Consider the following 25,344-nt stretch of genomic DNA (forward strand, 5'->3'; position numbering starts at 1 on the left):
GATTGGCGATGGACGTCATTGAAGTAAACTCTGTGTCTGAAATGATGAGGGCCTGTACAGAAAAATTGAATTTAATCTACGCTGGAAAATGCATCATGGTGGGTGGTTTTATCGGTTATTGCTGAGATGGTGATAACGAGGTGTATCGTGATGTGTGGGACATTCAACTCTGCCTGAATCGTGGTTGTGGAGTGCTTGTGTTGTAAGTTGTATGAGCTGCCGCAGCGTGGGCCATCGGCGAGAATGCGGAGAGAATGTCCTCGACTGCGCTCATAACCTCTTGCTCTTGTTCATGGATGAAAAAGTGATTGCCTTCGAACATCCGGACATCCATAGGTGACATCGTATGCTGCTGCCAGGCACGAAGTGAATCTGTGCTAACCTCAAAATCCCTCGTTCCCCCTAAAACCGTCATCGGGCATGCCAGTGGATCTCCCGGCTGATAAACATAAGTTTCACATACCTTAAAATCTGCACGCAGACGAGGCATAATAATTTGCATCAATTCTGCATTTTGCAGCACCTCTTCGGGGGTGCCCTGCATCAAGCGAAGCTCTTCGGTGAAAGAATCGTCTGCTAAATCATGGAGTCGTTTTTTGGAGTATGGAAGATGAGGGGCGGATTTACCAGATACGATAATATGCACAGGTAGTTTTCCAGTTTTACTGTACAACTGCCGCGCTGTTTCAAATGCAATCAGTGCCCCCATACTGTGCCCAAAAAAGGCAAATGGCTTATGTATGTATGGAGCCATAGCGGGAACCAACGATTGGACGATGTCTTGAAGGGTTTCCATTGGAGCTTCAGTGGAGCGGCTCTCACGTCCTGGGAGTTGTATTGGCAACACAGTAATATCAGGCGCGAGCCTGGACTTCCAAGAGTTAAATATGTAAGCACCACCACCGGCGTAGGGGAAGCAGAATAGTTGGAGCTTCGCAGCCGGTTGGGCCTCTGTTTTAGCGAACCAAGATTGTGATCGAGTCGTCATATGAATTCCTCCATCCTCTATGCAGTTCATAATTTTACAGTAAATCCTTATATCTCTTTTTTTCTTCCAACACTTTCTAGCTTTTTTAAATATACAAACTTTAAAACGGCTTGACACGGGACAAAAGGGCTAAATTACTAGACTTCATAAAAATAAAACAAAATCCATATTATGCTATTTGTTTCCAAACTACAAAAACAACAATTTGACTTTTTCGCTCATTATCTGCCCATCATGATCTGTAAATCTATCCTAAAACATAATTTCACATTTTCACGAACATTGTAAAACTAAAATCATTATGATTTACAATTACGCCCAAACCCCTTATCCTATAACAATTTTATCTTTACATGCCATTAACAAAAATGTAACAAATTCAACCTGATATCATCCGACAAATTCCGCCTTTTTCCGCGCCCACCTTCAACCTCCTATATAATGGAACTAATTTAAAACAAGCACACACAAACCAAAATTAATAACTCTTTAAATTTTTAATAAACCGGGTTTTTAAGTAGTTCTAAAGAACTATATTATGCATAATTTTTTTTGACTCTTCGTCTAAAAAAATTAGTTCGAATTGATTTTTTCGCTTCCAAAGCTATGTTTTTTTCTTTTCAAGCCTAATAGAAACTTTTCAATTTTACTTCATAAGTACCTGTTTTTTAGAAATTTATATCCTTGATTTTACTCTTTCATCCCCCAAAAACAGTAACAGCAAACAGCAAGTCTCCCTTTAGTCAGAGACTTGCTGTTTTATAAGTTTATTATGATTGAATTCACCAGCGAGGGAAGTCTTGACTTCAAATTTCAAGAGGATGCCGCTGCCGCGAGCGTACCGGAAGAATCAGCAGTATGATGAATACTTCGCACGAAACGAATCGTTTTTGTATCTGAATGCATTACAACTGAATGGGTTTCAGCTCTGTGACCAGGCAGAGAACGAACCCCCTGCAACCACTCACCAGGCGTCACGCCTGTAGCGACAAACATCACGCCTTGGCGTCCGACCATGTCCTCCATCGACAGCAACGCCCCTGGATCAGTAATACCCATGCGTTTGCAACGTGCAATCTCTTCTTCTCCATGAGGCAGCAAGCGGCCCTGTATTTCTCCGCCCATGCATTTCAGCGCGGCCGCTGCCAATACACCCTCAGGAGCGCCGCCAGAGCCGATATGCAAATCTACACCGCTGTCCAGGCAGGTTTCAATTGCACCCATCACATCCCCATGACCAAGCAGCTTGATCCGAACGCCGCTTTCCCGCAGAAGCTGGATGATCCCGGCATGCCGTGTACGTTCCAGAATGGACACCGTAAGATCGGACAAGGGTTTCCCCAGTATGCGCGCTGCTTTTGACAGTGTAGTCGGGATCGTGTCCTCTAGTGACAGCTTTCCAGCCAATGCCGGACCAACAGCTAATTTTTGCATGTACATATCCGGAGCGTGTAGTAGACTACCACGAGGTGCAGCAGCAATGACCGACAGTGCGTTATTCAAACCGTTCGCCACCGTTTCCGTCCCTTCGAGAGGATCAACAGCAATGTCCATGGCTGGCCCTCTGCGATTGCCCACTCTCTCCCCGATATACAGCATGGGAGCCTCATCCATTTCGCCTTCGCCAATCACGACCGTGCCGTCCATGGATACCGCATTAAAATGAGTACGAATGGCTACTGTTGCCGCCTCGTCCGCGCTATTCTTATCTCCACGCCCTGTCCATTGTGCCGATTGCAGTGCCGCTGCCTCTGTTACCCGAACGAATTCCAATGCCATTTGACTCTCCATACCTATCCCTCCACCTCTCCTAAAAATGATATTACCTACAGGCAAATAAATATTTTCAGGGCAGCTTTGCTGCCATTTTATTCATATCTTTATATAATCTCCTATATCCTACGGCCGATCCTTATCTTTAGAGCAGCTTTGCTGCCTTTTATATTTACACTCCTGTATCCCGTAATTATATTTTCTTTATAAGCGCTGCTTCTAAGTTGTTTCGCTTCTATAACATTCTGATAATCAAGCCTGCTGTCTCTTCAATGGCTTTATCTGTAACATCAATGACCGGACAATTCAGCTCTTTAAACAAAGACTGCGCATACGCGATTTCCTCTTCCACCCTTGTCGCTGTGGCGTATTGCACATTATTAGGAAGCCCCATAACCTTTAGTCGTTCACTGCGTATTTTCAACAGCAGCTCCGGCTGGATCGTCAATCCGAATACTCGGCCATGCTGAACATCCTTCAACTGAACAGGCGGTGTAAGCTCCGGTACAACCGGAATGTTGACTGTTTTATAACCTTTATGTGCGAGAAACATGGATAAAGGAGTTTTGGAAATACGTGACACTCCAAGCAATACTATATCTGCTTTGAGAATGGCGCTCACATCTTTGCCATCATCGTATTGAACTGCAAAATCCAGTGCCTCTACACGCCGAAAATAGTTGTCGTCCAGTCGGTGCAGTAGACCAGGCTTCTCTTTGGGATCGTTATGAAACGTATCGGCAAACGCCTGCATCATCGGTCCCATAATATCGACAGCCCGCACATTCAGCCGAACAGCCTCTTCTTTCATCGCCTCTCTCAATTCCGGCTGTACCAGCGTATAAGCTACAAAGCCTTTACGCTCGGCAACTTCCTCCATTACCCGACTCAGCTCGTCTTCATCCCTCACGTTCATAAATCTTTTGATCTCTGTGTCTGGTAACTCAAATTGGCGCATGGTCGCCTGTACGACAGCTTCTGCCGTCTCGCCAATCGAGTCTGAACAGATCGCTATAAAATGACTGCTCGCCTGAACCATTCGATTCCTCCCATTAATCCTCTGCTACCATATCGAGCAACATTTTAATAATATTTGTTTTTGTAATACGTCCCACGACTTTCCAGTGCTCTCCTGGTTTGTCAGAATCCGAAGGGACGACGACAGGCAGGCTGTCGATTTGACGAGCAATAATTTTGCGTGCTGCCTCTAGTACGGTATCCTCTGGGGAAACAGTGACCACATTCGCCTGCCGGGTCATCACAAGACTGACAGGAATGGTTGCTGCATTGGGATTGCCTAACGTTACCTTGAGTAAATCCTTGCGGGAAGCCACCCCTGCCAAATCTCCGTCTTCATCGGTGACGATCAAATTGCTCACATTTTCCAAAAATAGAGATACGACAGCTTCCTGAATTGTGGTTGTTTCACGTACGATGACTGGAACCCCGTGAAGATCACCGACTTTCATTTTCAAAAGCCGGAATTTTTCCTCCCGGTTCGGCGTGCCCCGCTTTCCAATAAAATAACCGACCTTGGGCTTAGCATCTATGTAATTCAGAATGCCCAATTTGGATAGGTCGGTCCGAATGGTCGCCTTACTGAGATTAAGCATTTCCGCAATCTGGTCACCCGTTATCGGGGCATGCTTTTGTACGATGTTTAAAATTTCTACTTGTCTTGCCGTAAGGTCGATGATGAACGCCCCTCCTTTTTTTGCTTGCGATCTGATATTGAATATAATACGTCATATATAATAATAAATCAACCTAAAAAAAGCATATAAAACATCACATATATAAAATTAAAGTGGTTATTCATGTTTTTTTATCATTTAAAACACTTATTCCATTCAAAAAACGGGTGCTTTATCCCCCCTCTTTCGAGTAAGGCAAAGCACCCGCTTTCCTATTCGTATCTTAAAGCATCAATCGGACGCAGCTTCGAAGCCTTGCGCGCCGGATATACTCCAAACAGTACGCCGACTCCCATGCAGCACAGAAAAGAGTACAACACTGGCTCTATCGAATACACAATCGGCATTTGGACGAATTTCTCAAGCAGCTTTGCACCCCCAAGACCCACCATTACACCGACTAGTCCACCCATTAGACTAAGAAAAACAGCCTCAGCCACAAACTGCAGCATAATATCACTGCGCTGCGCACCAATCGCTTTGCGAATTCCGATCTCCCTCGTACGCTCCGTGACGGACACCAGCATAATATTCATAATACCAACACCGCCAACACCGAGCGCAATTGCAGCTACACCGATCAGCAGCATATTCATAACCCGGTCAACCCCAGACACTGTTTTTAAGATTTCCGTCTGGGTCATGATTTGAAAATCATCGCCCTCTGATGGCTTTAGCTCATGTCTGGCACGCAGCACCTGCCGGATTTCAGCACTTGCCTGATCAATCCTGTCCTCCGTTGTTGCAGAGGCATTCACCTGCTGAATGCTCATATTGCCCAGCCGTTCCATTCCAGTTGTAATCGGTACATATACCTGCTGCCCGCTGTTGCTCATATTGGAATTGGAATTGGTCAGCACACCAACCACCTTAAAAGGCAACTGCTTGATCATGATGGTCTCACCGACTGCCCTGGAGGCATCCGGGCCAAAAATATTACGGGCTGCATCACTCCCCAGCACAGCCACATTCATCCGTTTATCCACTTCATAGTGAGTAAACGACCTGCCCTGAGCTAGCGACAGCTTTCTCACATGGACAAATGCCAGCGAAGTCCCCTCAATTTGCCCGCTGACCTTATTGCGACTCCACGTAATATCTGCACTGGTCATCGCACTTGGTGCTACCTCTGCGACTGCTTTTTGCTGCTCTAGCGCCTCGATATCCTCCAGAGATATCCCTTTCGTCTGATTGAACGACATGGAGCTGGACCCATCATATGGAGCATAAGGATAGATCATCAGCAGATTATTTCCCATACTATTGATCTGCGATGTAATTGTAGCGGTTGATCCTTTACCGATGGCTACAATCGCAATCACGGCGGCCACTCCGATAATAATGCCCACCATGGTCAGCAAGGATCGCAGCATATTGGTTCGCAAACTATTGAGCGATACACGAATAATTTCCTGAAATTTCATGCCTTCACTTCCTCTGCCGCCATTCTTCGTTTCTCAACAGGCTGATCCTTTTCAATCCGCCCATCTCGAAAATGAATCAGACGCTTGGCATATTCCGCAACCTCCTGATCGTGAGTAACCAGTACAACCGTTTTCCCCTGATCGTTCAGACGCTGAAAAATCCCCATGATTTCCACACTTGTTTTGGAGTCCAAAGCTCCTGTCGGTTCATCGGCCAAGAGAATAACCGGATTGTTCACAAGTGCCCGTGCAATGGATACCCGTTGCTGCTGACCGCCTGACAATTCGTTTGGCCTGTTGTTCATCCGGTCGCCTAGACCTACACTTGTGAGGGCATCCATGGCTCGCAAACGACGCTCCTTGGCAGAAACCCCCGCATAGATCATAGGCAGTTCCACATTCTCCAGAGCCGTTGACCGCGGGAGCAAATGGAATTTTTGAAATACAAATCCGATTTTCTGATTACGTATAATAGCCAGTTCATCCTCGCGGGCATCTAAGATCGAATATCCATCCAAATAAAATTGTCCTGACGTAGGTAAATCCAGACAGCCGATAACATTCATCATCGTGGACTTGCCTGAACCAGACGGTCCCATAATCGCAACAAAATCACCGTCAGCAATATCAAGTTGAACCTCACGCAGAGCATGAATTTCCTGATCTCCGACATGGTACACTTTTTTCAAACCCTCAATCTGAATAACATATCTCATGCCCGTTTAAAAGCCCCCCTGCATGCCGCCCATTGCGGAAGGATCTGGCGGAGGTTCAGGAGCAGGCACAACAATCGTGTCCCCCTCCTTTACACCGGATTTAAGCTCTACTCGGTCTGGCGTGTAAAATCCGAGTTCTACGGGCTTAAATGTGCGTGCCCCGGGATTCGCAGCGTTAGCAGAAACATACACGCCATCCTGGCCTCCTTCGGATCTCAGTGCAGTCGCAGGAACGAACAGTACATTTTTGTGTACTCCCAAAATAACGGCCACATTCATAATCATGCCTGTTTTTAGCTTACCTTTCGGGTCATGTACAGACATCTCCATCAAATACGTCGTCATCCCTTCATCCGTAGAGGCTTCCGGTGAGACAAATTGCACCTTGCCTGGAAACGATTCACCCGGATATGCATTGGTCGTCAACACAGCCGTAAGCCCCTTTTTGACCTTGACAATGTCGGTCTGACTTACCTTCACAACTACCTTAAGGTCGTTGGAATCCGAGTTATTCATTACAATAAATGGAGCCGTCGGACTGGTTCCCACATCCCCGTTCACCTTTAAAATCACACCGTCCCACGGCGCCGTGACCTGAAGCTTGTTCAACTCATTTTTTTTCTGCTCCAGCTCAGTCGCCAGTCTTCGAACCTCTATCCGTGAGGATTGAATACTCGATGCGTCAGCCGGAACCTGAGTCTTGTGAAGCTCAGCCATTGCTGCACGGTAGCCAATTTCAGCCTCTGAAATGGTGCGACGTTTTTGCGACATAATTTTGCGGAACTGTAAATCTAGATTATCATAGTCCGTTTGTGCTTTATCCAATGCTTGCTCAGCCTGCTCCAATTCACTGTTGGATACTGCCCCGGCATCGTGTAAAAACTTTTGGTCTTCATATGCCTTCCGTGCCTGCTCCAACTGCTTTTTGGAAGCTTTCTTCTGACTTTCGGCTTCTTCCAGCTCAAATGATTCTTGCGCTGTATCGACAGCCATTTTGGCCCGAAGTACATTTGTTTTCTGAATTTCAATATCCTCCGCCTTCGGACCCTTCTCCAATTCAGCCAGTTTGGATTTCGATATCTCCAAAGAATCAGACGCACTTTGTATTTGCATTTTAATTTCTGAACTGTCTAGAAGCGCCAGCACTTGCCCTTTTTTGACCTTGTCCCCGGCTTTCACGTTCACCGCAGCCAGCTTGTTATCGCCTGCACTCGTAAAGTTCAGCTTCACTTCCTTGGATGCTTGCACGGTGCCGGACGTGTCCAGCTTCTCGCTCACATCGCCGCGCTCTACTTTAAACGTCTCGTCCTGAACTATAGGTGCTGCCTGCTCTTTGGGCATATTCAGATAGACTGCTGCTCCGCCTCCGCCTACAACCAGCAAAACAATCGCAGTCCAGATCCACTTTTTTCTCCGTTTTCTCCGTAGCTTGATTAAAGCATCATTTAAAACCGTTTCTGCCAACGCCTTTTCCTCCCTATGTGCTCCATGGCTTGTTCAACGTAAACTCATTTTGATCCAACTCGATCGCCAGCTCTTCCATTTGCCGTTCAATCTGGTTTACTTTCAACTGGTTGTTTTTCAATTCCATCTCAATAATTAGACCTCTGGCCCACTTTTTGTGTGATAACTCCAAGGCTTCTTTTGCTGTACGCAAGCTTTCTTCCAGTTGTACGTATTTCTTTTGGTTTTCCTTAACCGTGGCATACAAATTGCGGAGTGATTCAGCAAAATCCTTTTGACCTTTGGCGAGCTCCTCCTTAGCTGTATCAACATCCATTTTAGCTAGATCGTAAGCACCTGCACCGTTATTAAAATCAAAATATCTCACATTGAGTTCCGAAGTTTTGATACTATCCTCCAGCTTCCATAAATTCGGATTCATGTCTGTCAGCTGTTGTATATGTAATTCAATATCCAGCTTCTTCGGTTCCTTGTACACGGGTCGATCCACCATTTCATAGGCTGTTCCGTTAGGCTGTCCCATGAGGAAGTTCAGAGCATCCCTGGATTTTTGCAACGCAATTTTTCCCTGCTCGACTGCTTGCTCCGCCTGGACTCTGGCCTGTGTACTCTCGTTTTTCGCATATTCAGACAACTTGCCTCGCGCAAATTTGGCAAGTGCAATCTTTTCCTCCGCTTGGGCGATTTCAAGCGCCTCCAGATCATTTTTCACCTGATTCTCTGCTACAAACACACTTTGGTAGCTTTTCATTACATTAAAATAAATCTGGTCTTTGGCATATTGCGCTTGCTTTTTGCTGGCTAGATAGGATAGTGTCGAGGAACTGTAATTCCTCCAGGACGTTTCATTATCAACATACTCATTGTCTATATAATCGATAGGTGAATTACCCAGCTCCTTTTCGGCATTTTTCAGTTCAAGTCTACGGCGCTCTACATCCCGCTCGGCGGTACGCGTATTGTAGCTGTTCGTCTGTGCCCATTCCACTGCCTGCTTAAGCGTTAATGGAGGTAGAGCCTGTCCCGTTACGGATGATGTCTTTGACGTAGCTGCAGCAGATGAATTAACTGACATATTTGCTGACATGCTTCCTGATGGACTGTCAGCCTGTACAGTGGTGACCAAGCCTGTAGAAAAGGACAATACAAGCAGCACGGCAGCCGCTTTTTGCTTCATAAATGAATTTCTCCCCTTTCGGTGCATCTTCGAATCTTTTCCATTCTTTTCGACATAAATTTCCACGAATTCTTCGCATTCTAATTGTACTTTCAGGTTTATGTTGGTACAAGGTGTCAAAACAATACATTTTTGTAACCTTTACTGCCAGATTACTCGTTGTAAACTACTTTACACCCCACCAGACATAGATTTAATCTGTTTTTACCTGAACTTTACCTAAATTTCAGCTAATTTTAAGGAAACTAACAGCATCTATTAAGGTTTGGAACATATACTAGAGAAAGAATAACAGCCGCTCACTAGGAGGGTTAATAGATGATAAAAGAATCTCGCATGACAACTACTAACGAACCGTCTGATTTATGGATGACTCGCTTTCTACGCGAATCAGATCAAAAAAAGAAACAACTCATTCGGGAAGCCCGAAAAAATAATGATATACCGCTAATGAACAGTATTTCTTTTCACCTTGCCCAGCGTGACCAGCAGCATCTGATTGGATAAGCTTAACTGGGAAATCTAGTGCTATATATGAATACCCCCCTTCGTTAATCTACATGATACGCCAGTTTAAAAAGAGACGGGACAAATCAAAACTATGATTTGTCCCGTCTCTTTTTGGCGAGGATTCAGACTAGTGTTGTATTGTGTCTCAAAAACAATGCCACCTTTGCTCGTTCCTCGCCTATTCTTCCATCTCCGTCTGCGGATGATATAGATATTGATCCAGCGGGATACGTCCGTTTGCATTAAACTGTATGCCCTCCTCTTCCAAGTACAGGCGCTGCAGGGATGCGGACTCATCCTCCTGCAAAGCAATCTCTCCCAAGCGGTTGACTACTCTATGCCATGGAAGTCGATGTTTTTGGCTCAGTGTATGCAAAATTCGCACCACCTGTCTAGCACCTCTTGGGCTTCCGGCCTCTGCCGCAATTTGACCATAAGTCATTACTTTTCCCTCAGGGATCAGCAATATAATCTGAAGCACTCGGGCAGTGAAAGGCTGCATGTTCTAATTCCTCCGCGTTACTATTGCTTTTTTCCATTATTATAGCACCCTGAACAGAGGCCAAAAACCCCTGCTCCTACAAATGTAAGAAACAGGGGGGAACCTATCATTGCAATTTAGAATCCACTCAGGCCCTGTCTTTGTAAATCCTGTGCTACCAATCGCGCCAGTTCCCTTGCACCCGCAAAGTTTGGATGTAGTGTATCACCGTTCATATACAAAGCCAGCGTAGCATCTTTGCCAATAGAGGTGAAATAAGCTGAACTAAGAACATTCAGATCGACTAAAGGCGTTTGTTCCTCTTGAGCCAGTGCCAAAATAGCGCTTCTATACCATCTGTTTTCAGCGTTGTGTACATTGTTAGCATTAAAGTCAGTGGCTCGGCCTTGCGGTGTTGACAGAATTACCGTTGCCCCCTTAGCCTTCACCTGCCGAATCATATCCCGCATCCAATCCTTAAACTCCGCTTCGCTTTCGTTATGCTTTGGATTGGTGTCATTAATGCCTAATTGGAGAATAAAATAATCCCCTGGCTTGATATATTGAACGATCGCCTCTAACTGACCATCGTGATGGAAGCCTCTAGCAATCTGGCCCCCTGACGCCATATTGCGAATTTGAAAAGTATTCGTGTTTACAAACTCTGGAAGTAGTTGACCCCATCCTGCCTGCACACTGCTATCTAGCGGATAATAGTTACATACCGTAGAATCCCCGCCGATATAAATCGTGCGATTCGTAACTGGATTGCTAGACAATTGCCTGATTTCCAGTGCACTGAGTGTGAAGACTGCGCCCTCTTTGCCTTCAGTAACTAGCAGATTTAATTGTCCGTCTGTCACTGGAATTTGAAAACGATCCTTGGCCCCATTTCCCGTCATATTTATGACCTGATACACCCCTTCGGCCGCAACACTCGAACGAGAAGTATTTCCTAAAGTAACTGACACCTCATACAAACCTGGAGGAAGATCGACGTCGAAAGTATTCTCGCTTTTCGTACCTGTAGCCAAGAATTGTACCGCATCACTTGCCACCCCAGTTCCCGATGCACTGACATTACGCATATTCTCCGGGGTACGAAAGCCATAGCCACGTGCTGAGTCATAGGACACCGAAGCGCTCACTCCGGTATACCCCGTTTCGACCGTACCCCCGCCAAAATCAAACTTGTACTCGCCAGTTGATGCATGTGCCGGGGTTGCTATACCCAGCCCCGGCGCACCACATAAAAAGGCTGCTAAAAGCATACCAGTCAATCCTTTTTTCCACTTCATTCTTCATTCCTCCTCCAGATTTTTAATTGTAAGAAGCAAAGAATATTCAATGTAAGCGCATACATAAAATTCTACCAATGGTTGCACGGTTGTACCTATGTAATTCTTATGCAATTGAAAAGTAGCTTATTCGTTAAGCTGAACTTATACTTGTCAGCCTGCATAGTGAGTATGATCCAGTATATTATATGCCTGTACACAAAAAAGCTTCGCAGATCCAACTGCGAAGCTCCCTGAAGCAAAATTCCGTTAGTTCAAAACTACTGCATTAATCCGAAACCAAAATCCCGTCAAAGCTCTCTGGGCCTACTCGTATTGTACCCAGCAGGTTAGCTGATACAAAGGCTGTATACACCAATTGTGGCGTAATCGGTGGGTTAAAATCATCTGCTGAGAACGCAATAACCTGTGGAGCTAATAAACTTAAATTAAAAGTTGACGTAGCCGAATAAACAACAGGGTCTGTTATCTGCGTACCTCTGACAATAGTAATTGTAATCCCTACTAAAGCAAGTGGAATTTGGAGAGATATAGTTCCTTTAAGCAGAACCCGTGGTGTACCTGTAGCTCCTTGGGTGTTTAATCCGATCTGTCCGAACAATTGCGGCGTATTTAAAAGAGTGATTGGGATGGCAATAGAGTTGGCTGTCGAAGCATTTTGGGATGTTCTTCCATCAATAAATGTTCCCATAGTTTCTCCTCCTCTCTCTATCAGATACTCATAGTCTATGAAAAAATCAGTTTTGTGCTTGGACTGAATAACTTGTAAAACACACAACTTCTGATGAATAGGCGAATGTACAGCCCCTTCTCTGATCCTGTGAATACACTAAACCAACACTGGGAAAGGAGGGACGTAATGTCCAATAAGTTTAGAGCCACGTTGAGGGGGGCTAATGAAGTGCCTCCTGTCAGAACGAATGCGACAGGAACTGCGGAATTTCGTTACCGTCCAGCGAGCCAGCAATTAAGCTTTGAGCTGACGGTTCGCAATATTTCACGGGTAACTGAAGCGCACATTCATCTGGGACGAAGAGGTGAAAATGGTCCTGTTGTTGCTACACTGTTTGGCCCTTCGAAGTTTGGGATTACCGTAAGAAGAGGTGTCGTTACCGGCGTGCTGCGTGCAATTGATCTTACCGGTCCACTCAGAGGCAGAACCATTAATGATTTGGTATGCCAAATTAGAGAGGGCAATGCCTACGTCAACGTCCACACGATCCGTCATCCGAACGGTGCCATTCGTGGGCAAATCAGACGCGCACCTATCAAACGTTGCAAATAACGAATGAACATGAGTACTAAAAAGAACTTCCATGCTGCTCATTTTGAGCCTATGGAAGTTCTTTTTTTTAATTCTTAACAAAAGTTAAGAAGTTCATAAGCGATTCTTAAGCCGCTCCCTTTCAGGTTGTTAAGAACTTTATCTTTTAATAGAAAGAGTTCAACAAGATACAGTTCACTACTGAAAGGAAATGAAGCTTATGAAGCCTACGACCAAAGAAAAAATTCCTGAATTACAGTTGGTCAGAGCCATGGCGATTTTAGCCGTCTTAATGGTACATGCCACTTCCTATGCAACGGTCCAACTTACAAATTCCAGCCTTTATGTTGTATATAATGCGCTCAATGTGTTGATGAAGTACGGTACCCCTGTATTTATCGCGCTTAGCAGTATGGTGCTGTTCTATAACTATAAGGATCGTCCGCTGGGACGACAGCTCTTGAGGCGCTTTTATAAGCAGAGATTGCTGTACATCCTCTTACCTTATGTCATGTTTTCTCTGTTTTATTTCATCCTGTCCCTTATGGCTGGCAGTACCGAACCATGGAGTATAACTACACTTGCGGAAAACTTTGCTCTGAAACTGGTTACGGGCAAAGCGTACACCCATTTATATTATATTTTTATCATGATGCAATTTTATCTTGCATTTCCATGCATACTGTGGCTATTCCAGCGTTATCGGCAATTTCCGCAATGGTCTATTGTCATTGGGCTGCTGCTACAGTGGTCATTTATAATTAGCAACAAATTTCTCTTTCAGGTTCAAAATAAAGGCAGCTGGGCGCTGTCCTATGTGGCCTGCTACATGCTGGGCGCAGCTCTCGGCTATTACTATCCCCAGCTTCGAACTTGGTTTCTGATGCGTAAGGAGGAACGAAGCTTTACAAGTGTGCTGACATGGATCGCAATTTGGGCTTTATGGATGATTTCAGCCACCATTCATGTCTATCTGTGGTACGAAAATAGATTGTACGGAACCTCGTACAATTCGCTAGTTTTTGAACTTATGTATAACATGTACAGCCTGTCTAGTACGCTGGTATTACTACAGATTTCCTTTTTAATGTATAGAAGACAACATTCCTTTGTCATTCGCAAGCTGGAACGTCTGGGCACACTGTCCTTTGGTGTGTATCTCATACATCCATTTTTCCTACTCTTGTATCGGCAGTTTTCACCACACATTGGCTCACCGCAGCTTATTCATGTGTGGTACGCTGGAGGTTTTTTCTGTGCACTTCTTTGTTCTTGGCTCGTCGTGTCGGTCATCGCCCGCTTCCTGCCATGTGCGTGGATTTTGTTCGGTCAGCTACCGGGTACAGGAAAAAGGAACTTCAAGCAAGAAGAGCGCATGTCTTCGCCCGAAACGCTACTATTCAAAGGACGATGATATCCAACAAACGACCTGAGAAGAGTGTCCATAGCCTCCATCGCCAAAAAGGTATATAATACGCCCATATTGTATACTGCTGGAAAGAACAGAAAGGGTGCACAACCATGCATAACTTGCATAACGGAACCATTTTATTAGTAGACGATGAACCTGAAATTATTAAGCTCATGCAAATATATTTAGAAAATGAAGGATATCGCTTGCTCATGGCACGGGACGGACTGGAAGCACTGGAGCAGGTTAATCGGGAACAGATAGATGTAATGGTGCTGGATGTGATGATGCCCAACATGGACGGGATTGAAGCCTGCATGAAAATCAGGGAAACCGAGCATTTTCCGATCATTATGTTGTCTGCGAAGGGACAAGATATGGACAAAATTACAGGGCTTAGCGTTGGGGCCGATGATTATGTCACCAAGCCGTTCAGCCCGCTGGAGCTAGTGGCACGCATCAAATCCCATCTACGTAGAGTACGGAAATATACCCACTCCTCTCCTATATTGGAGCATGAAATGGTTCTGGATGAACTCTCCATTAACACTGTTACACATGAGGTCACTCTCGCTGGAGAATCCGTTAAGCTGACTCCGCGTGAATTCGCTATTGTTGAGCTTTTGGCTCGACACCGGGGTCAAGTGCTGAGCATGGAGCAGATTTATGAGAAGGTCTGGAAGGAACAATATCTGGAATCCAATAACACGCTAATGGTACATGTGCGTAAAATTCGCGAGAAAATTGAGACTGATCCAAGAAAGCCCAAATACCTGAAAACGGTGTGGGGCATCGGCTATAAAATGGAAAAATTCGATTAATGGAGGACTTGCGTCTTGAAGGCAAAACGATACGATACGCTGGGATGGAAGCTGGCAGCCCTTAGCCTTGCCGCCTTCACTTTAACTGGACTAATTTTAATGGTGTTTTATTATGGAGCGTCTTTGCTGTTATGGCTGAATCCCTCGCGTTCTTTTTTTGGCACTCGGCTGATCCGCTGGACCGTCAATCACATTGGTTCCTCACTGATCTTGCTGGTGTGTGGGCTGCCTTTATATATTTATTTCTTTTTCCTTTTTACCAAAAATACGATTGGCTATCTACGCGAGATTACGACAGGGATGCAGAATTTCGCGGACGGAAATTTATCCTATTCGATTCCGGTATCTTCCGCAGATGAACTGGCAACCTTGGCAAAAAATATGAACACCATGGCAGACAAGCTCCGTCTTTCAATAGAAGAAGAACGGGCTTCTGCCAAAGCGAAAAACGACCTGATCACTGGTGTATCCCACGATCTTCGCACCCCGCTAACATCGGTGATTGGCTTTTTGGAGTATATTGAAACCGACCGTTACCGGGATGAAATTGAGCTACGCTATTATGTAAACATTGCTTATGAAAAATCGCTGACGCTTAAAAAGCTGATCGACGAGTTATTTGAATACACGCGTGTGAGTGGTGGTAGCCTGCCACTGGAGCTGGAGCCTGTAGACCTCGGCAAATTGCTCACTCAACTTGCTGAGGAATTTGTACCCTCACTGGAACAGGCGGACATGTCCTATCGTGTCCGAATCGTTGAGCCTGTTCGGATTTTGGCCGACACGGGCGAGCTGGTGCGCCTGTATGAAAATTTATTTTCCAATGCGATTCGATACGGAAAGGATGGCAAGCGTCTCGATATCACGATAGGACGTGAAGGCGATGAAGCGATAGTGATTTGCACCAACTACGGTACCCCGATTCCACCGGAAGATGTCCCTCATCTGTTTGAACGGTTTTACAGAGTGGACAAATCACGCTCCAAGGAAACCGGAGGTACCGGGCTGGGCCTTGCTATTACCAAAAGCATTACCGAACTGCACAATGGCCGCATTTCGGTTAGGAGCAATCGTAGACAAACGGATTTTGAAACCCGTTTTCCGATCTATCGCGCCCGTTAGACGGGCAGCATAACGCTAACCAATCAACAACGTATAAACGATACCTGGTCCGTGTACACCGATCGTCAAATCATTTTCAATATCCGACGAGCGGCTCGGTCCAGTAATAAAATGAATGCCTGCGGGCAATTGCTCGCGCCCGGCTTCGTCAAAGCGGCTTAAAATCTCGCCCAGTCGTGTTCGCAGACGTTCCACGGGCAGGAGAATGATCAGCACGGTCGGCAGCAGACTGACCGAGCGCCCCTTCTCCGGCGAGGATAGCACTGCTACCGAGCCGGTGTAGGCGGCGGCCTCATCGGCCATGACGATGCCGATATCGGCCTCCGCGGCGCGTGCCTTCCAGTTTTGGGCTGGATCGGTGTTCCACACCGACAGTCGGACTTCCGGCAGCGCTGCTTCCAACTGGAGCGCATCCAGGTCCGGCTCATTCTGCCGGACGATATAGGCTGCTCCCAGCTCGCGCGCCTTGTGCGCGATCCAGTCTGCCGCCTTCTTCAGATCCGGCAGACGCACCACATGTCCGCCAACACTTGTAAAGTTGGCGGTGAACTCCTCGATGCGCTGCTCCGCACTCCATTCGAATTTGTGCCAAAACGCAGGTGCGCCACGAAACGGCTGCATCGGTGGCTCCGTCTGTCGCGGACGCTTGAGCCGCGCCGCAATGCCTTCCATAAAGCGCGCCTGCTTGACACGGGATTCTGCTTGCATTTGATGGAGCCATGCTTCATGCTCCGCTTTTGCTTGCATAGAAGGATTACGCTGTTCACTCATGCTGCATCCCTCCTTTTCTTCTATCCACCAAGATCGTCTCCATTCGGCTGAGAATGTCCGGATGCATGACCTTGCGTTCCTGCTCCAGCTCACGCGCTAGTGTGTTCCAGTGCTGACGGAAGGACTTATTCGCCAGACTTGGAGCCACACGATACGTATTCCAGCCTTTTAAGGGGCCAAGCTTAAGGGTAATTTCTCCCTTACGGACTACCGCTTTCTGTGCGATCTGTCCGAGTCTGATCGCCGCAGCGAATCGCTTCGAGCTGGAAACTACCGCTGCAAAACCTTTCATCCCGATCGTCTCCAGCTTATCCCCTTGTCCTGCCTCCACCTTGCGTCTACGCAAATAAACCAGCATATCATGCAGTGGTATTTTGACCGGACAGGCTTCATAACACGCTCCACACAGACTGGACGCACTCGCAATATCGTTCCACTCTTCAATGTTGCCATGAAGGGCAGGCGTAAGCACTGCACCGATAGGACCGCTATATGTCCCGCCATACGCGTGCCCCCCAATGTGTCGGTACACCGGACAAGCGTTCAGGCAAGCGCCGCAGCGGATGCAATTTAACAGCTCTTGAAACTCAGGATTGCCTAGCTGAAGCGAACGCCCGTTATCTACGATGATAATGTGCATTTCCTCCGGTCCATCGGCATCCTGGCTGCGCCGGGGTCCTGAAATACCGGACATATACATCGTCAGCTTTTGTCCGGTAGCGGAGCGTGGCAGCAATGTAGCCATCACCTCCAAATCTGTCCAGGATGGAATAATTCGCTCCATACCCATCAGTGTGATTTGCGTTTTGGGCAGAGTAGAAACCATGCGAGCGTTGCCTTCATTTTCAAACAAAACCATGGAACCCGTCTCGGCAATGGCAAAATTGCAGCCTGTCATGCCAATATCCGCTTCTAGAAACTTTTCACGCAGCTTTTTGCGGACAAAGCCCGCCAAAATCGTCGTATCTGCGGACAGCTCCTCCCCTGCTTCTTTAGACAGCAGCTCGGCAATCTGATAACGATTTTTGTGAATCGCAGGGATCACGATATGAGATGGTGCCTCTCCCGCCAGTTGAATAATATACTCACCGAGGTCACTTTCAATCGTCTCGATATCTGCACCTTCCAGCGCCTGATTCAAATGCAGCTCCTCCGACACCATCGACTTGGATTTGACGACAGAATGGGCTTGATTATGCGCGGCAATGTCCAGTGTAATGCGCACGGCATCCACTGCGGTGTCGGCAAAATGGATATGCACCCCGTTGGCACGGGCATTTTCTACAAACAGATTTAAGTAATAGTCCAGATGGGCAATGGTATGAAGCCGAATTTGACGCCCCCGCTCACGCCATTCCTCCCAATTTCCATGCTGCTCTGAAGCTGTCCGCTTGCCGTTGCGCAGTCGCTCGGTAGTGAAATGAACTGCATTCCGCAAAAAATCATCATTCAGAGCCAGCTCTGCACGTTTTTTGACCTTTTGATTCATAGAGTGCGTATGTACAGCGGTCATGCGTGCTTCACCCCTTCGTATAACAGCTCTGCCAGATGCATTACCCGAACTGGCTCTTTCCGATATCTGAGATTACCGGCGATATTCATCAAACAGGCCATGTCCAGTCCGACCAGTACCTCGGCTTCCGTCTCCCTGATATGGTCCACTTTTTCAGTCACCATCGCTCCCGAAATATCGGGCATTTTTACCGCAAAAGTACCACCAAACCCACAGCAGTCCTCCGCAAAAGGAAGCGGCACTAATTGCAAACCCTTTACGCTGCCAAGCAGCTTCATCGGTTCCTCCTTTACGCCGAGCAAACGTGTTCCATGACAAGACGGATGATAGGTTACCGTATGCGGAAAAGACGCACCCACATCGGTCACGCCAAGCACCTGCACCATAAATTGTGTAAACTCATACGTCTTTTGCTCCAGCCTCCGTGCCGACTCCAGCCACTCAGGCTCATCCTTGAACAACTCCGGGTAATGATGAATCATATATGTGCAGGAACCGGAAGGAGCTACGACAAAATCACTGTCATTAAACGCTTTCAAAATCGTTTTTGCCGCTGCCCTTGTTTCATCCCAATAGCCGCTGTTATAGGACGGCTGCCCGCAGCATGTCTGCACCTTGGGAAATTCCAGCTCGACACCATATCTGGCAAGCAAGCGGGCCATCGCTTCCCCTACCTTGGGATAAATCGCATCACTTAGACAGGTAATAAATAAAGATACCTTCAAACGGCACACCCCTTCCGTCCATTTTCCAAAGGAAAACTTTCATCATAAGCATACGCTTGCAGTGGGATTCTCACCTAAGTAGATCTTACTCATCAGAGAATCCCGCTGCAACAGCGATCGTAAATCAAATGAACCGCAGAGCGACCTCACGCCGGAAACTACCTGCTTACACAATCGTAACCGGAATGGACAACTCTGCGAGCTGACTGCGAATCGGGTCCGACAGCCGCGAATCTGTAATAATTTCGGACACTTGCGTCAAGTTCACGACATGGGTAAACGCCTGCTGCCCGAATTTGCTCGCATCTGCCAGTAAAATTACCCGATCCGCAATGCTGACCATTTTCTGCTTCAAACGAGCTTGCAGCTCATTTGATTCACTAATGCCGCGATCCAGATGAACTCCCTGACTGGAAAAAAACAGCTTATCCACATAATAGGTTTCTAATGAACGCTCTGCGAGCGGGCCCACGAATGACAGTGAACGTTGAAGCAGCTGTCCTCCCGTCGAAATGACCTCGATTTTTTCCTTACCTGCCAGCTCTGTAGCTACCCGAATCGAATTCGTCAGTATCGTTAAAGGAATATCCGGCAGACTGGACGCCATATACCAGGCAGTCGTACTGGCATCCAGCAAAATGCGATCGTGCGGCTGAATCTGCTTGACCGCTTCCTCAGCAATCCGACGCTTTTCCTCCGCGTTCATAATTTCCCGTACCGCATAGGGCGTTTCAGGCTGCTCGTTTTTGACACTAACCGCTCCCCCATGGGAACGGCGCAGTCGTCCCGCCTGCTCCAGACGATCGAGATCGCGGCGAATCGTTTCTTCCGTTACTTTACACAGCTCACTCAATTCGGACACCCGTATGCTTCCTCTTTCATTTACGAGCTGCACTATCATCTCATATCTTTCTGCGACCAGCATGGCAATCTCACTCCACATCTTTAATGTACAAAAAGTCCTGTCACCCGCCGGAACCGCCCGTAGGCATCCTCCCACGCTTCTGACTCGGCAGGTTCATATTCCTCTACGGTAATAGAATCCGCAATGACCCGGCGTGTTTCCCATATATCGGCGAACTTTCCCTGTGTCATCCATTGTACCGCAAGATTGCCGATTGCGCTCGCTTCTGCGGGTCCTGCCCATACGGGTTTTTGAATCGAATTGGCCGTCCATTGGCACAGCAAGCGATTTTGAATCCCTCCGCCGACCATATGCAAACCATTAAAACGCTGTCCTGACACCCGTTCTGTAAGCTCCAAAATGTAGCGATACTTTAACGCCAGACTTTCCAGAATGCAGCGCGTAATCTCTCCCGGCGTCTCCGGCATTAGCTGCCCGGTATTGCGGCAGTATTGGCGTATGCGTGTTTTCATATCCCCGGCATGCAGAAACAGTTCATCATCCGGGTCAATCAAACAAGTGAACGCTGGAGCCTGTTCTGCCATATGAACCAATTCAGGAAAGGAATAGGAGTTTCCCTGCCGTTCCCATTCTCTGCGCGCCTCCTGTAGAATCCACAGTCCCATGATATTTTTTAGCAGCCTGTAGGTTCGGCCTACGCCGCCTTCATTTGTAAAATTAAATCGAAGCGTATCATCATTAATTACTGGCTGTGCGGTCTCCGTTCCCATCAGGGACCATGTTCCGCAGCTCAAGTACGCAAAGGACCGCTCCAGCGCTGGTACGGCAGCCACTGCTGATCCTGTGTCATGCTCTGCTACTGCAATCACAGGAACCGCTCCAATACCCAGATCCGTCATGACCGATGAACGGATTGTACCTGCAACACTTCCCGGCTCCAGTACCTCTCCAAACCAAGAGCGGGGAATGTTGATTCCAGACAAAAGCTCATCATCCCATTTTTGCTGTAACGGATGATATAACTGCGTGCTGGTTGCATTAGAAAACTCATGATACATTTCACCTGTCAGAAAATACCGCAGCAAATCAGGGATCATCAGGAAATGTTCTGCCTGCTCCAGCAAGGGTGATCTTGCATTTTGCATAGCAGCTAGCTGATAAATCGTATTAAACATCAAAAACTGAATGCCTGTGCGCTGAAAAATAAAATCTTTTCCCAGCCGTTCCTGTACTTCTTCCATTACTCCATGGGTGTGCCAATCCCGATAATGATAAGGGTTGCCCAGCAATTCGCCGGTTTCTCCAATCAGTCCAAAATCGACCGCCCAGGAGTCAATCGCCAGGCTGGATGGGTTCACTCTCATATGCTTGGCTTTGAGCAATCCTTGCTGAACCTCGTGATAGAGACGCAATATATCCCAGTGCAGGCGCTCCCCAACCTTGACCGGATCATTGGAAAAGCGATGGATTTCCTCCACCACGATACGTGAATCGGTTAATTTTCCGAGTAGAACCCTGCCGCTGCTTGCCCCCAAATCATAAGCGAGGATGCTCACCAGCTCGCACCACCCTTGCCTCTTTGCAAAATCTGGGTACCATACTCAGATGCCAAATAGGCTTTCATTGGATCTGCAGGTAATCCTTGCTCTTCACGGATTGCTTTGAGCAACGGGGCCACATCAAACTCAAATGCTTGGCGTACGGCATCCTCGGCACCCAGCACGTCCTGACGGTTCGCCGCTTCCTCCACCTCTGCATGATTGATCAAAAGTGCCTTCGCATATTGAGTCTGCACATTTAGGACCGAGCGAATCATGGCCGGAATTTTGGGTTCGATATTGTGCGACTGATCGATTAAATAAGCAATTTTATCGACAGTATGACGGATATCTGCATCGACATCCTGAGCTGCGTTCAAAATCTGATAAAAGATTAAAAACAGCTCATACGGATTGGCGGAGCCCACGATCAGATCGTCATCCGCATATTTATAACTGTTAAAATGAAAGCCACCCAGTCGCTTCTCATCCATTAAAAACGCAACAATATGCTCCACGTTGGCTCCCGGCAGATGATGCCCTGTATCCACCAGCACCTGTGCCTGCGGCCCCAACTTGGTCGTGTAATGATAGGCCATGCCCCAATCGGCAATATCTGTATGGTAAAAAGCCGGCTCAAACGCCTTGTATTCAATCAGCATGCGCATATCCGGCGTAAGCGCCTTATACATTTCATGAAGCGCCTCCAGCATCCAATTTTTGCGTTTGCGAATGTCCCCCTGACCGGGATAATTCGTTCCGTCTGCAAACCATAAGCTAAAGTCGTTGGAGCCCGTTTCCTTTGCAATATCCACGCATTCCAGCAAATGGTTGATAGCCTTGCGACGGATTGCCGGGTCTACATTAGTAACGCTACCGAGCATGTAGTCCTCGTCTTGAAAGAGATTGGGATTTACCGCCCCAATTTGCAGGCCAAGACTTTCGGCATGACTGCGAAGCTTGCCGTAATTGTCAACTTTATCCCACGGGATGTGAATGGCAACGGACGGACATAAGCCTGTCAAGGCATGATCCTGTGCTGCATCCTCCAGCTTTTCGAACGGATCACGCGGCACACCCGTTTTCTGAAAGACTTTAAAACGTGTACCTGAGTCGCCATATCCCCAGGAAGGTGTTTCTATGCTAAGCGCTCTCAATTTGGTCTTTACTTGCTCTAGGTCAATGCCTCGTTGTTGCTGCTGCTCCTCGAATAAGGCGTACGCTTTGTCACTCATCGTGGTTCCTCCTTGAAAAGTAAGTGAGTTATGGGGGGAGGCCGCTTCGCGTCTAGATCATTCTTCCGATCGCTGTTATCCCCAGATTTTTTTATTTTATAGAACATATTAAAGGTGAAAATCCGGGGATAAAGGCGAACGCTACGCTTCTTCAGAACGATTCCATCCGCTCCGCTGCTGACCACCCATAAAGTCACTTTTATTTTAAAGTGTTAGCGTGTATATAAAGGCATTCGCGCGTAAATAAGTTAACACAACTTATTTACGTGTTCGAAACTAATTAAAAACCTCTTCGTACTATGGGCTTGTGGCCTGGATTATTGCAGTAAATTAGTACATTAAATTAGTTCGCTATGATCCTAAGTGTTCTATTGGACTGCCTTCCTTGGCTTCCTAGCGTGTAAAGGCTGCGGGTACACCGCCGTCGATGGTCAACATACATCCTGTTGTTTTCTCTGCCTTGGATGAGGCGAAAAAGGCAATACCCTCTGCGATATCCTGCGGATAGATATTGACCAGCAGTGTCGTCCGCTTGCGGTAATGCTCCTCCAGCTGGTCTGGCTCGATGCCGTAGGCAGCGGCGCGTTCATTGCGCCAATTGGAGTTCCAGATTGCCGAGCCTTGCAAAATCGCATCCGGCAAAATAATGTTTACGCGGATACCGTATTCGCCACCTTCTGCGGCAATACAACGGGCCAGATGCGCCTCCAGCGCCTTGACCGAGCTGTAGGCCGTTACATTTTTGCCTGCGTAGATCGAGTTTTTGGAACCGACGAACACCATGCTGCCGCCAATTGTCTGTTCCTTCATCAGCTTGAATGCTTCGCGTGCGACCAAAAAATAGCCTGTTCCCAGCACGTTTACATTTAAATTCCATTCCTTTAATGATGTTTCATCGAACGGACTGGATGTAGCAAGCCCTGCGTTGTTAACGATGACATCTACACCACCATAGATCAGCGCCGTCTCGGCATAGGCCGCCTGGATTTGCTCCTCCTGCGTCACATCCATTTTCACGGCAATTGCACGGTTTTCACCGTAACTGCTATTGATGTCTGCAGCTACCTTTTGCGCACCTTCCAGATTGAGATCTGCCAATACAACATGCGCACCTTCATCTACTAAACGCCGTGCGGTTGCACTGCCGATTCCGCCTGCACCACCCGTAATGAATGCAATTTTGCGTGAAAATTCTGCTTCTGCCGGCGCAAGTGACAGCTTATAAAGCTCCAGCGGCCAGTATTCCACGTTGTAAGATTCATTTTCACTAAGTGAAACAAATTCTCCTAACGCCGTTGCTCCTCGCATGACAGCAATTGCACGATGATATAAGGCGCCGCTCACCTGCGCATTGCTCCAGCTTTTGCCTGTGTTGATCATACCGATACCCGGAATTAAGATGACACGCGGTGCTGCTTCAAATCTCACGTCTCCTTCATGTCGATTGCGCTCAAAATAAGCTTGGTACTGCTCCTTATAGGTTGCTATACCCTCGGCAAGCTTAACTTTCAACCCCTCTACATCCTTCATATCCGGTGTCCAATCTACATAGAGCGGCTTCATTTTGGTATGAACCAGATGATCCGGGCACGCTGCCCCGATCTGAGATAAAGCAGCAGAATCCTGGCCGTTCACAAACTCCAGCACATCCTCCGCGTCATCAAAGGTGAGGATCATCTTTTTCTCATCACTGACTGCACCTCGAACGGATGGCATGATCTGGGACACCATGCTGCGCCGCTCCTCTAAAGTAAGCGCTTTATATTTTACGCCTCCAAACGCCTTCTTTTCCTCTTGGCAAGCTTTAATATAGCTTTCTGCTTCTTGGATGATTTCAATCGTTTTGGCATAAGCTGCTTCGGAAGTGTCTCCCCACGTAACCAAGCCATGCTTTTCCATCAGTACCAACTCAGCTTGTGGGTGATCGAGCACCCCTTGGGCAATCATTTTCGACAGCTTAAAGCCAGGACGGATATAAGGTACCCATACAAAACGTTCACCGAAAATTTCCTTAGCGATTTTCTTGCCGTTATGCGCACAGCACAAGCTGATGATCGCATCCGGATGTGTATGATCGACATGCTTAAATGGCAAAAATGCGTGTAGCAGTGTCTCAATGGAAGCCCGCGGATGCTTGGCATCTATCATACAGTTCGCCAAATATGCGACCATATCCTCGTCAGACATCTCTTCCCGTTCAAACAGTGGACGAATATCCTCCATACGAAGCCCTGTGAAGTTATGCGCTTTCATTGTTGCGAGATCGGAACCGCTACCCTTAACATACATCACCTCTACTTCACGCCCGCGAAAATCTTGTATCGTCGTTTTGGCCGAAGTGTTGCCGCCTCCCCAGTTGCACACGCTCCGATCTGTGCCAATCAGGTTAGAACGATATACGAGCTGTTCCAGCGTGCTTTTCTGCTCAGATGCTTGCGAAGAATTCCATAGACTTTGTACCATAGGAAAAAGACCTCCAAGTTCTGTTTTGGTTTTGAATGGCTTTATTAAGGTGGATATTTTTATTTACGGAGACTATAACACTTTTGTTTAA

Annotated in this window: 23 protein-coding genes; 5 read left to right on the top strand and 18 right to left on the bottom strand. The window is 47.1% G+C overall.

Annotation, left to right across the window (positions count from 1 at the left end):
* Positions 1–163 precede the first annotated feature (163 nt).
* The 8 genes from G9G57_RS13055 to G9G57_RS13090 all read right to left on the bottom strand — a co-directional run bounded on the left by G9G57_RS13055 (position 164) and on the right by G9G57_RS13090 (position 9,236).
* Positions 164–988: a thioesterase II family protein gene (locus G9G57_RS13055; protein WP_017428487.1), complete on the bottom strand. Its 825-nt coding sequence runs from the start codon at positions 986–988 to the stop codon at positions 164–166.
* A gap of 813 nt (positions 989–1,801) precedes the next feature.
* Positions 1,802–2,779 (bottom strand): class II fructose-bisphosphatase, encoded by a 978-nt coding sequence (glpX, locus tag G9G57_RS13060; RefSeq protein WP_117289914.1) that lies wholly within the window; start codon positions 2,777–2,779, stop codon positions 1,802–1,804.
* A gap of 217 nt (positions 2,780–2,996) precedes the next feature.
* Positions 2,997–3,800 carry a pyruvate, water dikinase regulatory protein gene (locus tag G9G57_RS13065; RefSeq protein ID WP_016818475.1) on the bottom strand — a complete coding sequence of 268 codons (804 nt, stop codon included), beginning with the start codon at positions 3,798–3,800 and terminating at the stop codon, positions 2,997–2,999.
* Positions 3,801–3,813: 13 nt separating this feature from the next.
* Positions 3,814–4,428 carry a helix-turn-helix transcriptional regulator gene (locus G9G57_RS13070; protein WP_238799288.1) on the bottom strand — a complete coding sequence of 205 codons (615 nt, stop codon included), beginning with the start codon at positions 4,426–4,428 and terminating at the stop codon, positions 3,814–3,816.
* Positions 4,429–4,667: 239 nt separating this feature from the next.
* Positions 4,668–5,879, bottom strand: coding sequence for an ABC transporter permease (locus tag G9G57_RS13075; protein WP_017428484.1), 1,212 nt, complete (start codon positions 5,877–5,879; stop codon positions 4,668–4,670).
* Positions 5,876–6,595 carry an ABC transporter ATP-binding protein gene (locus G9G57_RS13080; RefSeq protein ID WP_016818473.1) on the bottom strand — a complete coding sequence of 240 codons (720 nt, stop codon included), beginning with the start codon at positions 6,593–6,595 and terminating at the stop codon, positions 5,876–5,878. The genes G9G57_RS13075 and G9G57_RS13080 overlap by 4 nt, the downstream gene beginning before the upstream one ends.
* 6 nt (positions 6,596–6,601) lie before the next feature.
* Positions 6,602–8,059 carry an efflux RND transporter periplasmic adaptor subunit gene (locus G9G57_RS13085; protein ID WP_117289918.1) on the bottom strand — a complete coding sequence of 486 codons (1,458 nt, stop codon included), beginning with the start codon at positions 8,057–8,059 and terminating at the stop codon, positions 6,602–6,604.
* 13 nt (positions 8,060–8,072) lie between these two features.
* Positions 8,073–9,236 carry a TolC family protein gene (locus G9G57_RS13090; RefSeq protein WP_117289920.1) on the bottom strand — a complete coding sequence of 388 codons (1,164 nt, stop codon included), beginning with the start codon at positions 9,234–9,236 and terminating at the stop codon, positions 8,073–8,075.
* A gap of 318 nt (positions 9,237–9,554) precedes the next feature.
* Between G9G57_RS13090 and G9G57_RS13095 the strand changes: the two genes are divergently transcribed.
* Positions 9,555–9,743, top strand: a complete 189-nt coding sequence (locus G9G57_RS13095; protein ID WP_019687137.1) for a hypothetical protein — start codon at positions 9,555–9,557, stop codon at positions 9,741–9,743.
* A 181-nt stretch (positions 9,744–9,924) separates the two neighbouring features.
* On the opposite strand, the gene G9G57_RS13100 is transcribed toward G9G57_RS13095, so the two are convergent.
* From G9G57_RS13100 to G9G57_RS13110, 3 genes are all read right to left on the bottom strand, one after another.
* Positions 9,925–10,248 (bottom strand): MGMT family protein, encoded by a 324-nt coding sequence (locus G9G57_RS13100; RefSeq protein WP_016818470.1) that lies wholly within the window; start codon positions 10,246–10,248, stop codon positions 9,925–9,927.
* A 116-nt stretch (positions 10,249–10,364) separates the two neighbouring features.
* Positions 10,365–11,525, bottom strand: a complete 1,161-nt coding sequence (locus G9G57_RS13105; protein ID WP_117289922.1) for a rhamnogalacturonan acetylesterase — start codon at positions 11,523–11,525, stop codon at positions 10,365–10,367.
* Between the two features lie 268 nt (positions 11,526–11,793).
* Positions 11,794–12,216: a hypothetical protein gene (locus G9G57_RS13110; protein WP_016818468.1), complete on the bottom strand. Its 423-nt coding sequence runs from the start codon at positions 12,214–12,216 to the stop codon at positions 11,794–11,796.
* 168 nt (positions 12,217–12,384) lie between these two features.
* On the opposite strand from G9G57_RS13110, the gene G9G57_RS13115 reads away from it, so the two are divergent.
* From G9G57_RS13115 to G9G57_RS13130, 4 genes are all read left to right on the top strand, one after another.
* The gene (locus G9G57_RS13115) at positions 12,385–12,810 is read left to right on the top strand and encodes a CHRD domain-containing protein (protein ID WP_016818467.1); all 426 of its coding nucleotides are present in this window, start codon (positions 12,385–12,387) and stop codon (positions 12,808–12,810) included.
* Positions 12,811–13,009: 199 nt separating this feature from the next.
* Positions 13,010–14,203, top strand: a complete 1,194-nt coding sequence (locus G9G57_RS13120) for an acyltransferase (protein ID WP_016818466.1) — start codon at positions 13,010–13,012, stop codon at positions 14,201–14,203.
* Between the two features lie 107 nt (positions 14,204–14,310).
* Positions 14,311–15,021, top strand: coding sequence for a response regulator transcription factor (locus tag G9G57_RS13125; RefSeq protein WP_016818465.1), 711 nt, complete (start codon positions 14,311–14,313; stop codon positions 15,019–15,021).
* 15 nt (positions 15,022–15,036) lie between these two features.
* A complete protein-coding gene (locus G9G57_RS13130; protein ID WP_016818464.1) occupies positions 15,037–16,143 on the top strand; it encodes a sensor histidine kinase in 1,107 nt (368 codons plus the stop codon).
* 15 nt (positions 16,144–16,158) lie between these two features.
* Here the strand turns inward: G9G57_RS13130 and G9G57_RS13135 are convergent, their stop codons facing one another.
* The 7 genes from G9G57_RS13135 to G9G57_RS13165 all read right to left on the bottom strand — a co-directional run bounded on the left by G9G57_RS13135 (position 16,159) and on the right by G9G57_RS13165 (position 25,253).
* The gene (locus G9G57_RS13135; RefSeq protein WP_016818463.1) at positions 16,159–16,914 is read right to left on the bottom strand and encodes a LutC/YkgG family protein; all 756 of its coding nucleotides are present in this window, start codon (positions 16,912–16,914) and stop codon (positions 16,159–16,161) included.
* The gene (locus G9G57_RS13140; RefSeq protein ID WP_016818462.1) at positions 16,907–18,427 is read right to left on the bottom strand and encodes a LutB/LldF family L-lactate oxidation iron-sulfur protein; all 1,521 of its coding nucleotides are present in this window, start codon (positions 18,425–18,427) and stop codon (positions 16,907–16,909) included. The genes G9G57_RS13135 and G9G57_RS13140 overlap by 8 nt, the downstream gene beginning before the upstream one ends.
* Positions 18,424–19,152 (bottom strand): (Fe-S)-binding protein, encoded by a 729-nt coding sequence (locus tag G9G57_RS13145; RefSeq protein WP_016818461.1) that lies wholly within the window; start codon positions 19,150–19,152, stop codon positions 18,424–18,426. The genes G9G57_RS13140 and G9G57_RS13145 overlap by 4 nt, the downstream gene beginning before the upstream one ends.
* A gap of 166 nt (positions 19,153–19,318) precedes the next feature.
* Positions 19,319–20,077: a DeoR/GlpR family DNA-binding transcription regulator gene (locus G9G57_RS13150; protein ID WP_016818460.1), complete on the bottom strand. Its 759-nt coding sequence runs from the start codon at positions 20,075–20,077 to the stop codon at positions 19,319–19,321.
* Positions 20,078–20,097: 20 nt separating this feature from the next.
* The gene (locus G9G57_RS13155; RefSeq protein ID WP_164965043.1) at positions 20,098–21,573 is read right to left on the bottom strand and encodes a rhamnulokinase; all 1,476 of its coding nucleotides are present in this window, start codon (positions 21,571–21,573) and stop codon (positions 20,098–20,100) included.
* On the bottom strand, positions 21,570–22,790 hold the full coding sequence (gene rhaI / locus G9G57_RS13160; RefSeq protein ID WP_164965044.1) for an L-rhamnose isomerase: 1,221 nt from the start codon (positions 22,788–22,790) through the stop codon (positions 21,570–21,572). The genes G9G57_RS13155 and rhaI overlap by 4 nt, the downstream gene beginning before the upstream one ends.
* Positions 22,791–23,183: 393 nt before the next feature.
* Positions 23,184–25,253, bottom strand: coding sequence for a bifunctional aldolase/short-chain dehydrogenase (locus tag G9G57_RS13165; protein WP_164965045.1), 2,070 nt, complete (start codon positions 25,251–25,253; stop codon positions 23,184–23,186).
* Between the last annotated feature and the right edge of the window lie 91 nt (positions 25,254–25,344).

Origin of the sequence: Paenibacillus sp. EKM211P, assembly GCF_011066175.1 — a bacterium.
Taxonomy (GTDB): domain Bacteria; phylum Bacillota; class Bacilli; order Paenibacillales; family Paenibacillaceae; genus Paenibacillus; species Paenibacillus polymyxa.

Coding starts and splice junctions, on each gene's coding strand:
- G9G57_RS13055 (WP_017428487.1), bottom strand. CDS start 988: ATGACGACTCGATCACAATCTTGGTTCGCTAAAACAGAGGCCCAACCG.
- glpX (WP_117289914.1), bottom strand. CDS start 2,779: ATGGAGAGTCAAATGGCATTGGAATTCGTTCGGGTAACAGAGGCAGCG.
- G9G57_RS13065 (WP_016818475.1), bottom strand. CDS start 3,800: ATGGTTCAGGCGAGCAGTCATTTTATAGCGATCTGTTCAGACTCGATT.
- G9G57_RS13075 (WP_017428484.1), bottom strand. CDS start 5,879: ATGAAATTTCAGGAAATTATTCGTGTATCGCTCAATAGTTTGCGAACC.
- G9G57_RS13080 (WP_016818473.1), bottom strand. CDS start 6,595: ATGAGATATGTTATTCAGATTGAGGGTTTGAAAAAAGTGTACCATGTC.
- G9G57_RS13090 (WP_117289920.1), bottom strand. CDS start 9,236: ATGAAGCAAAAAGCGGCTGCCGTGCTGCTTGTATTGTCCTTTTCTACA.
- G9G57_RS13095 (WP_019687137.1), top strand. CDS start 9,555: ATGATAAAAGAATCTCGCATGACAACTACTAACGAACCGTCTGATTTA.
- G9G57_RS13100 (WP_016818470.1), bottom strand. CDS start 10,248: ATGCAGCCTTTCACTGCCCGAGTGCTTCAGATTATATTGCTGATCCCT.
- G9G57_RS13105 (WP_117289922.1), bottom strand. CDS start 11,525: ATGAAGTGGAAAAAAGGATTGACTGGTATGCTTTTAGCAGCCTTTTTA.
- G9G57_RS13110 (WP_016818468.1), bottom strand. CDS start 12,216: ATGGGAACATTTATTGATGGAAGAACATCCCAAAATGCTTCGACAGCC.
- G9G57_RS13115 (WP_016818467.1), top strand. CDS start 12,385: ATGTCCAATAAGTTTAGAGCCACGTTGAGGGGGGCTAATGAAGTGCCT.
- G9G57_RS13120 (WP_016818466.1), top strand. CDS start 13,010: ATGAAGCCTACGACCAAAGAAAAAATTCCTGAATTACAGTTGGTCAGA.
- G9G57_RS13125 (WP_016818465.1), top strand. CDS start 14,311: ATGCATAACTTGCATAACGGAACCATTTTATTAGTAGACGATGAACCT.
- G9G57_RS13135 (WP_016818463.1), bottom strand. CDS start 16,914: ATGAGTGAACAGCGTAATCCTTCTATGCAAGCAAAAGCGGAGCATGAA.
- G9G57_RS13140 (WP_016818462.1), bottom strand. CDS start 18,427: ATGACCGCTGTACATACGCACTCTATGAATCAAAAGGTCAAAAAACGT.
- G9G57_RS13150 (WP_016818460.1), bottom strand. CDS start 20,077: ATGCTGGTCGCAGAAAGATATGAGATGATAGTGCAGCTCGTAAATGAA.
- rhaI (WP_164965044.1), bottom strand. CDS start 22,790: ATGAGTGACAAAGCGTACGCCTTATTCGAGGAGCAGCAGCAACAACGA.
- G9G57_RS13165 (WP_164965045.1), bottom strand. CDS start 25,253: ATGGTACAAAGTCTATGGAATTCTTCGCAAGCATCTGAGCAGAAAAGC.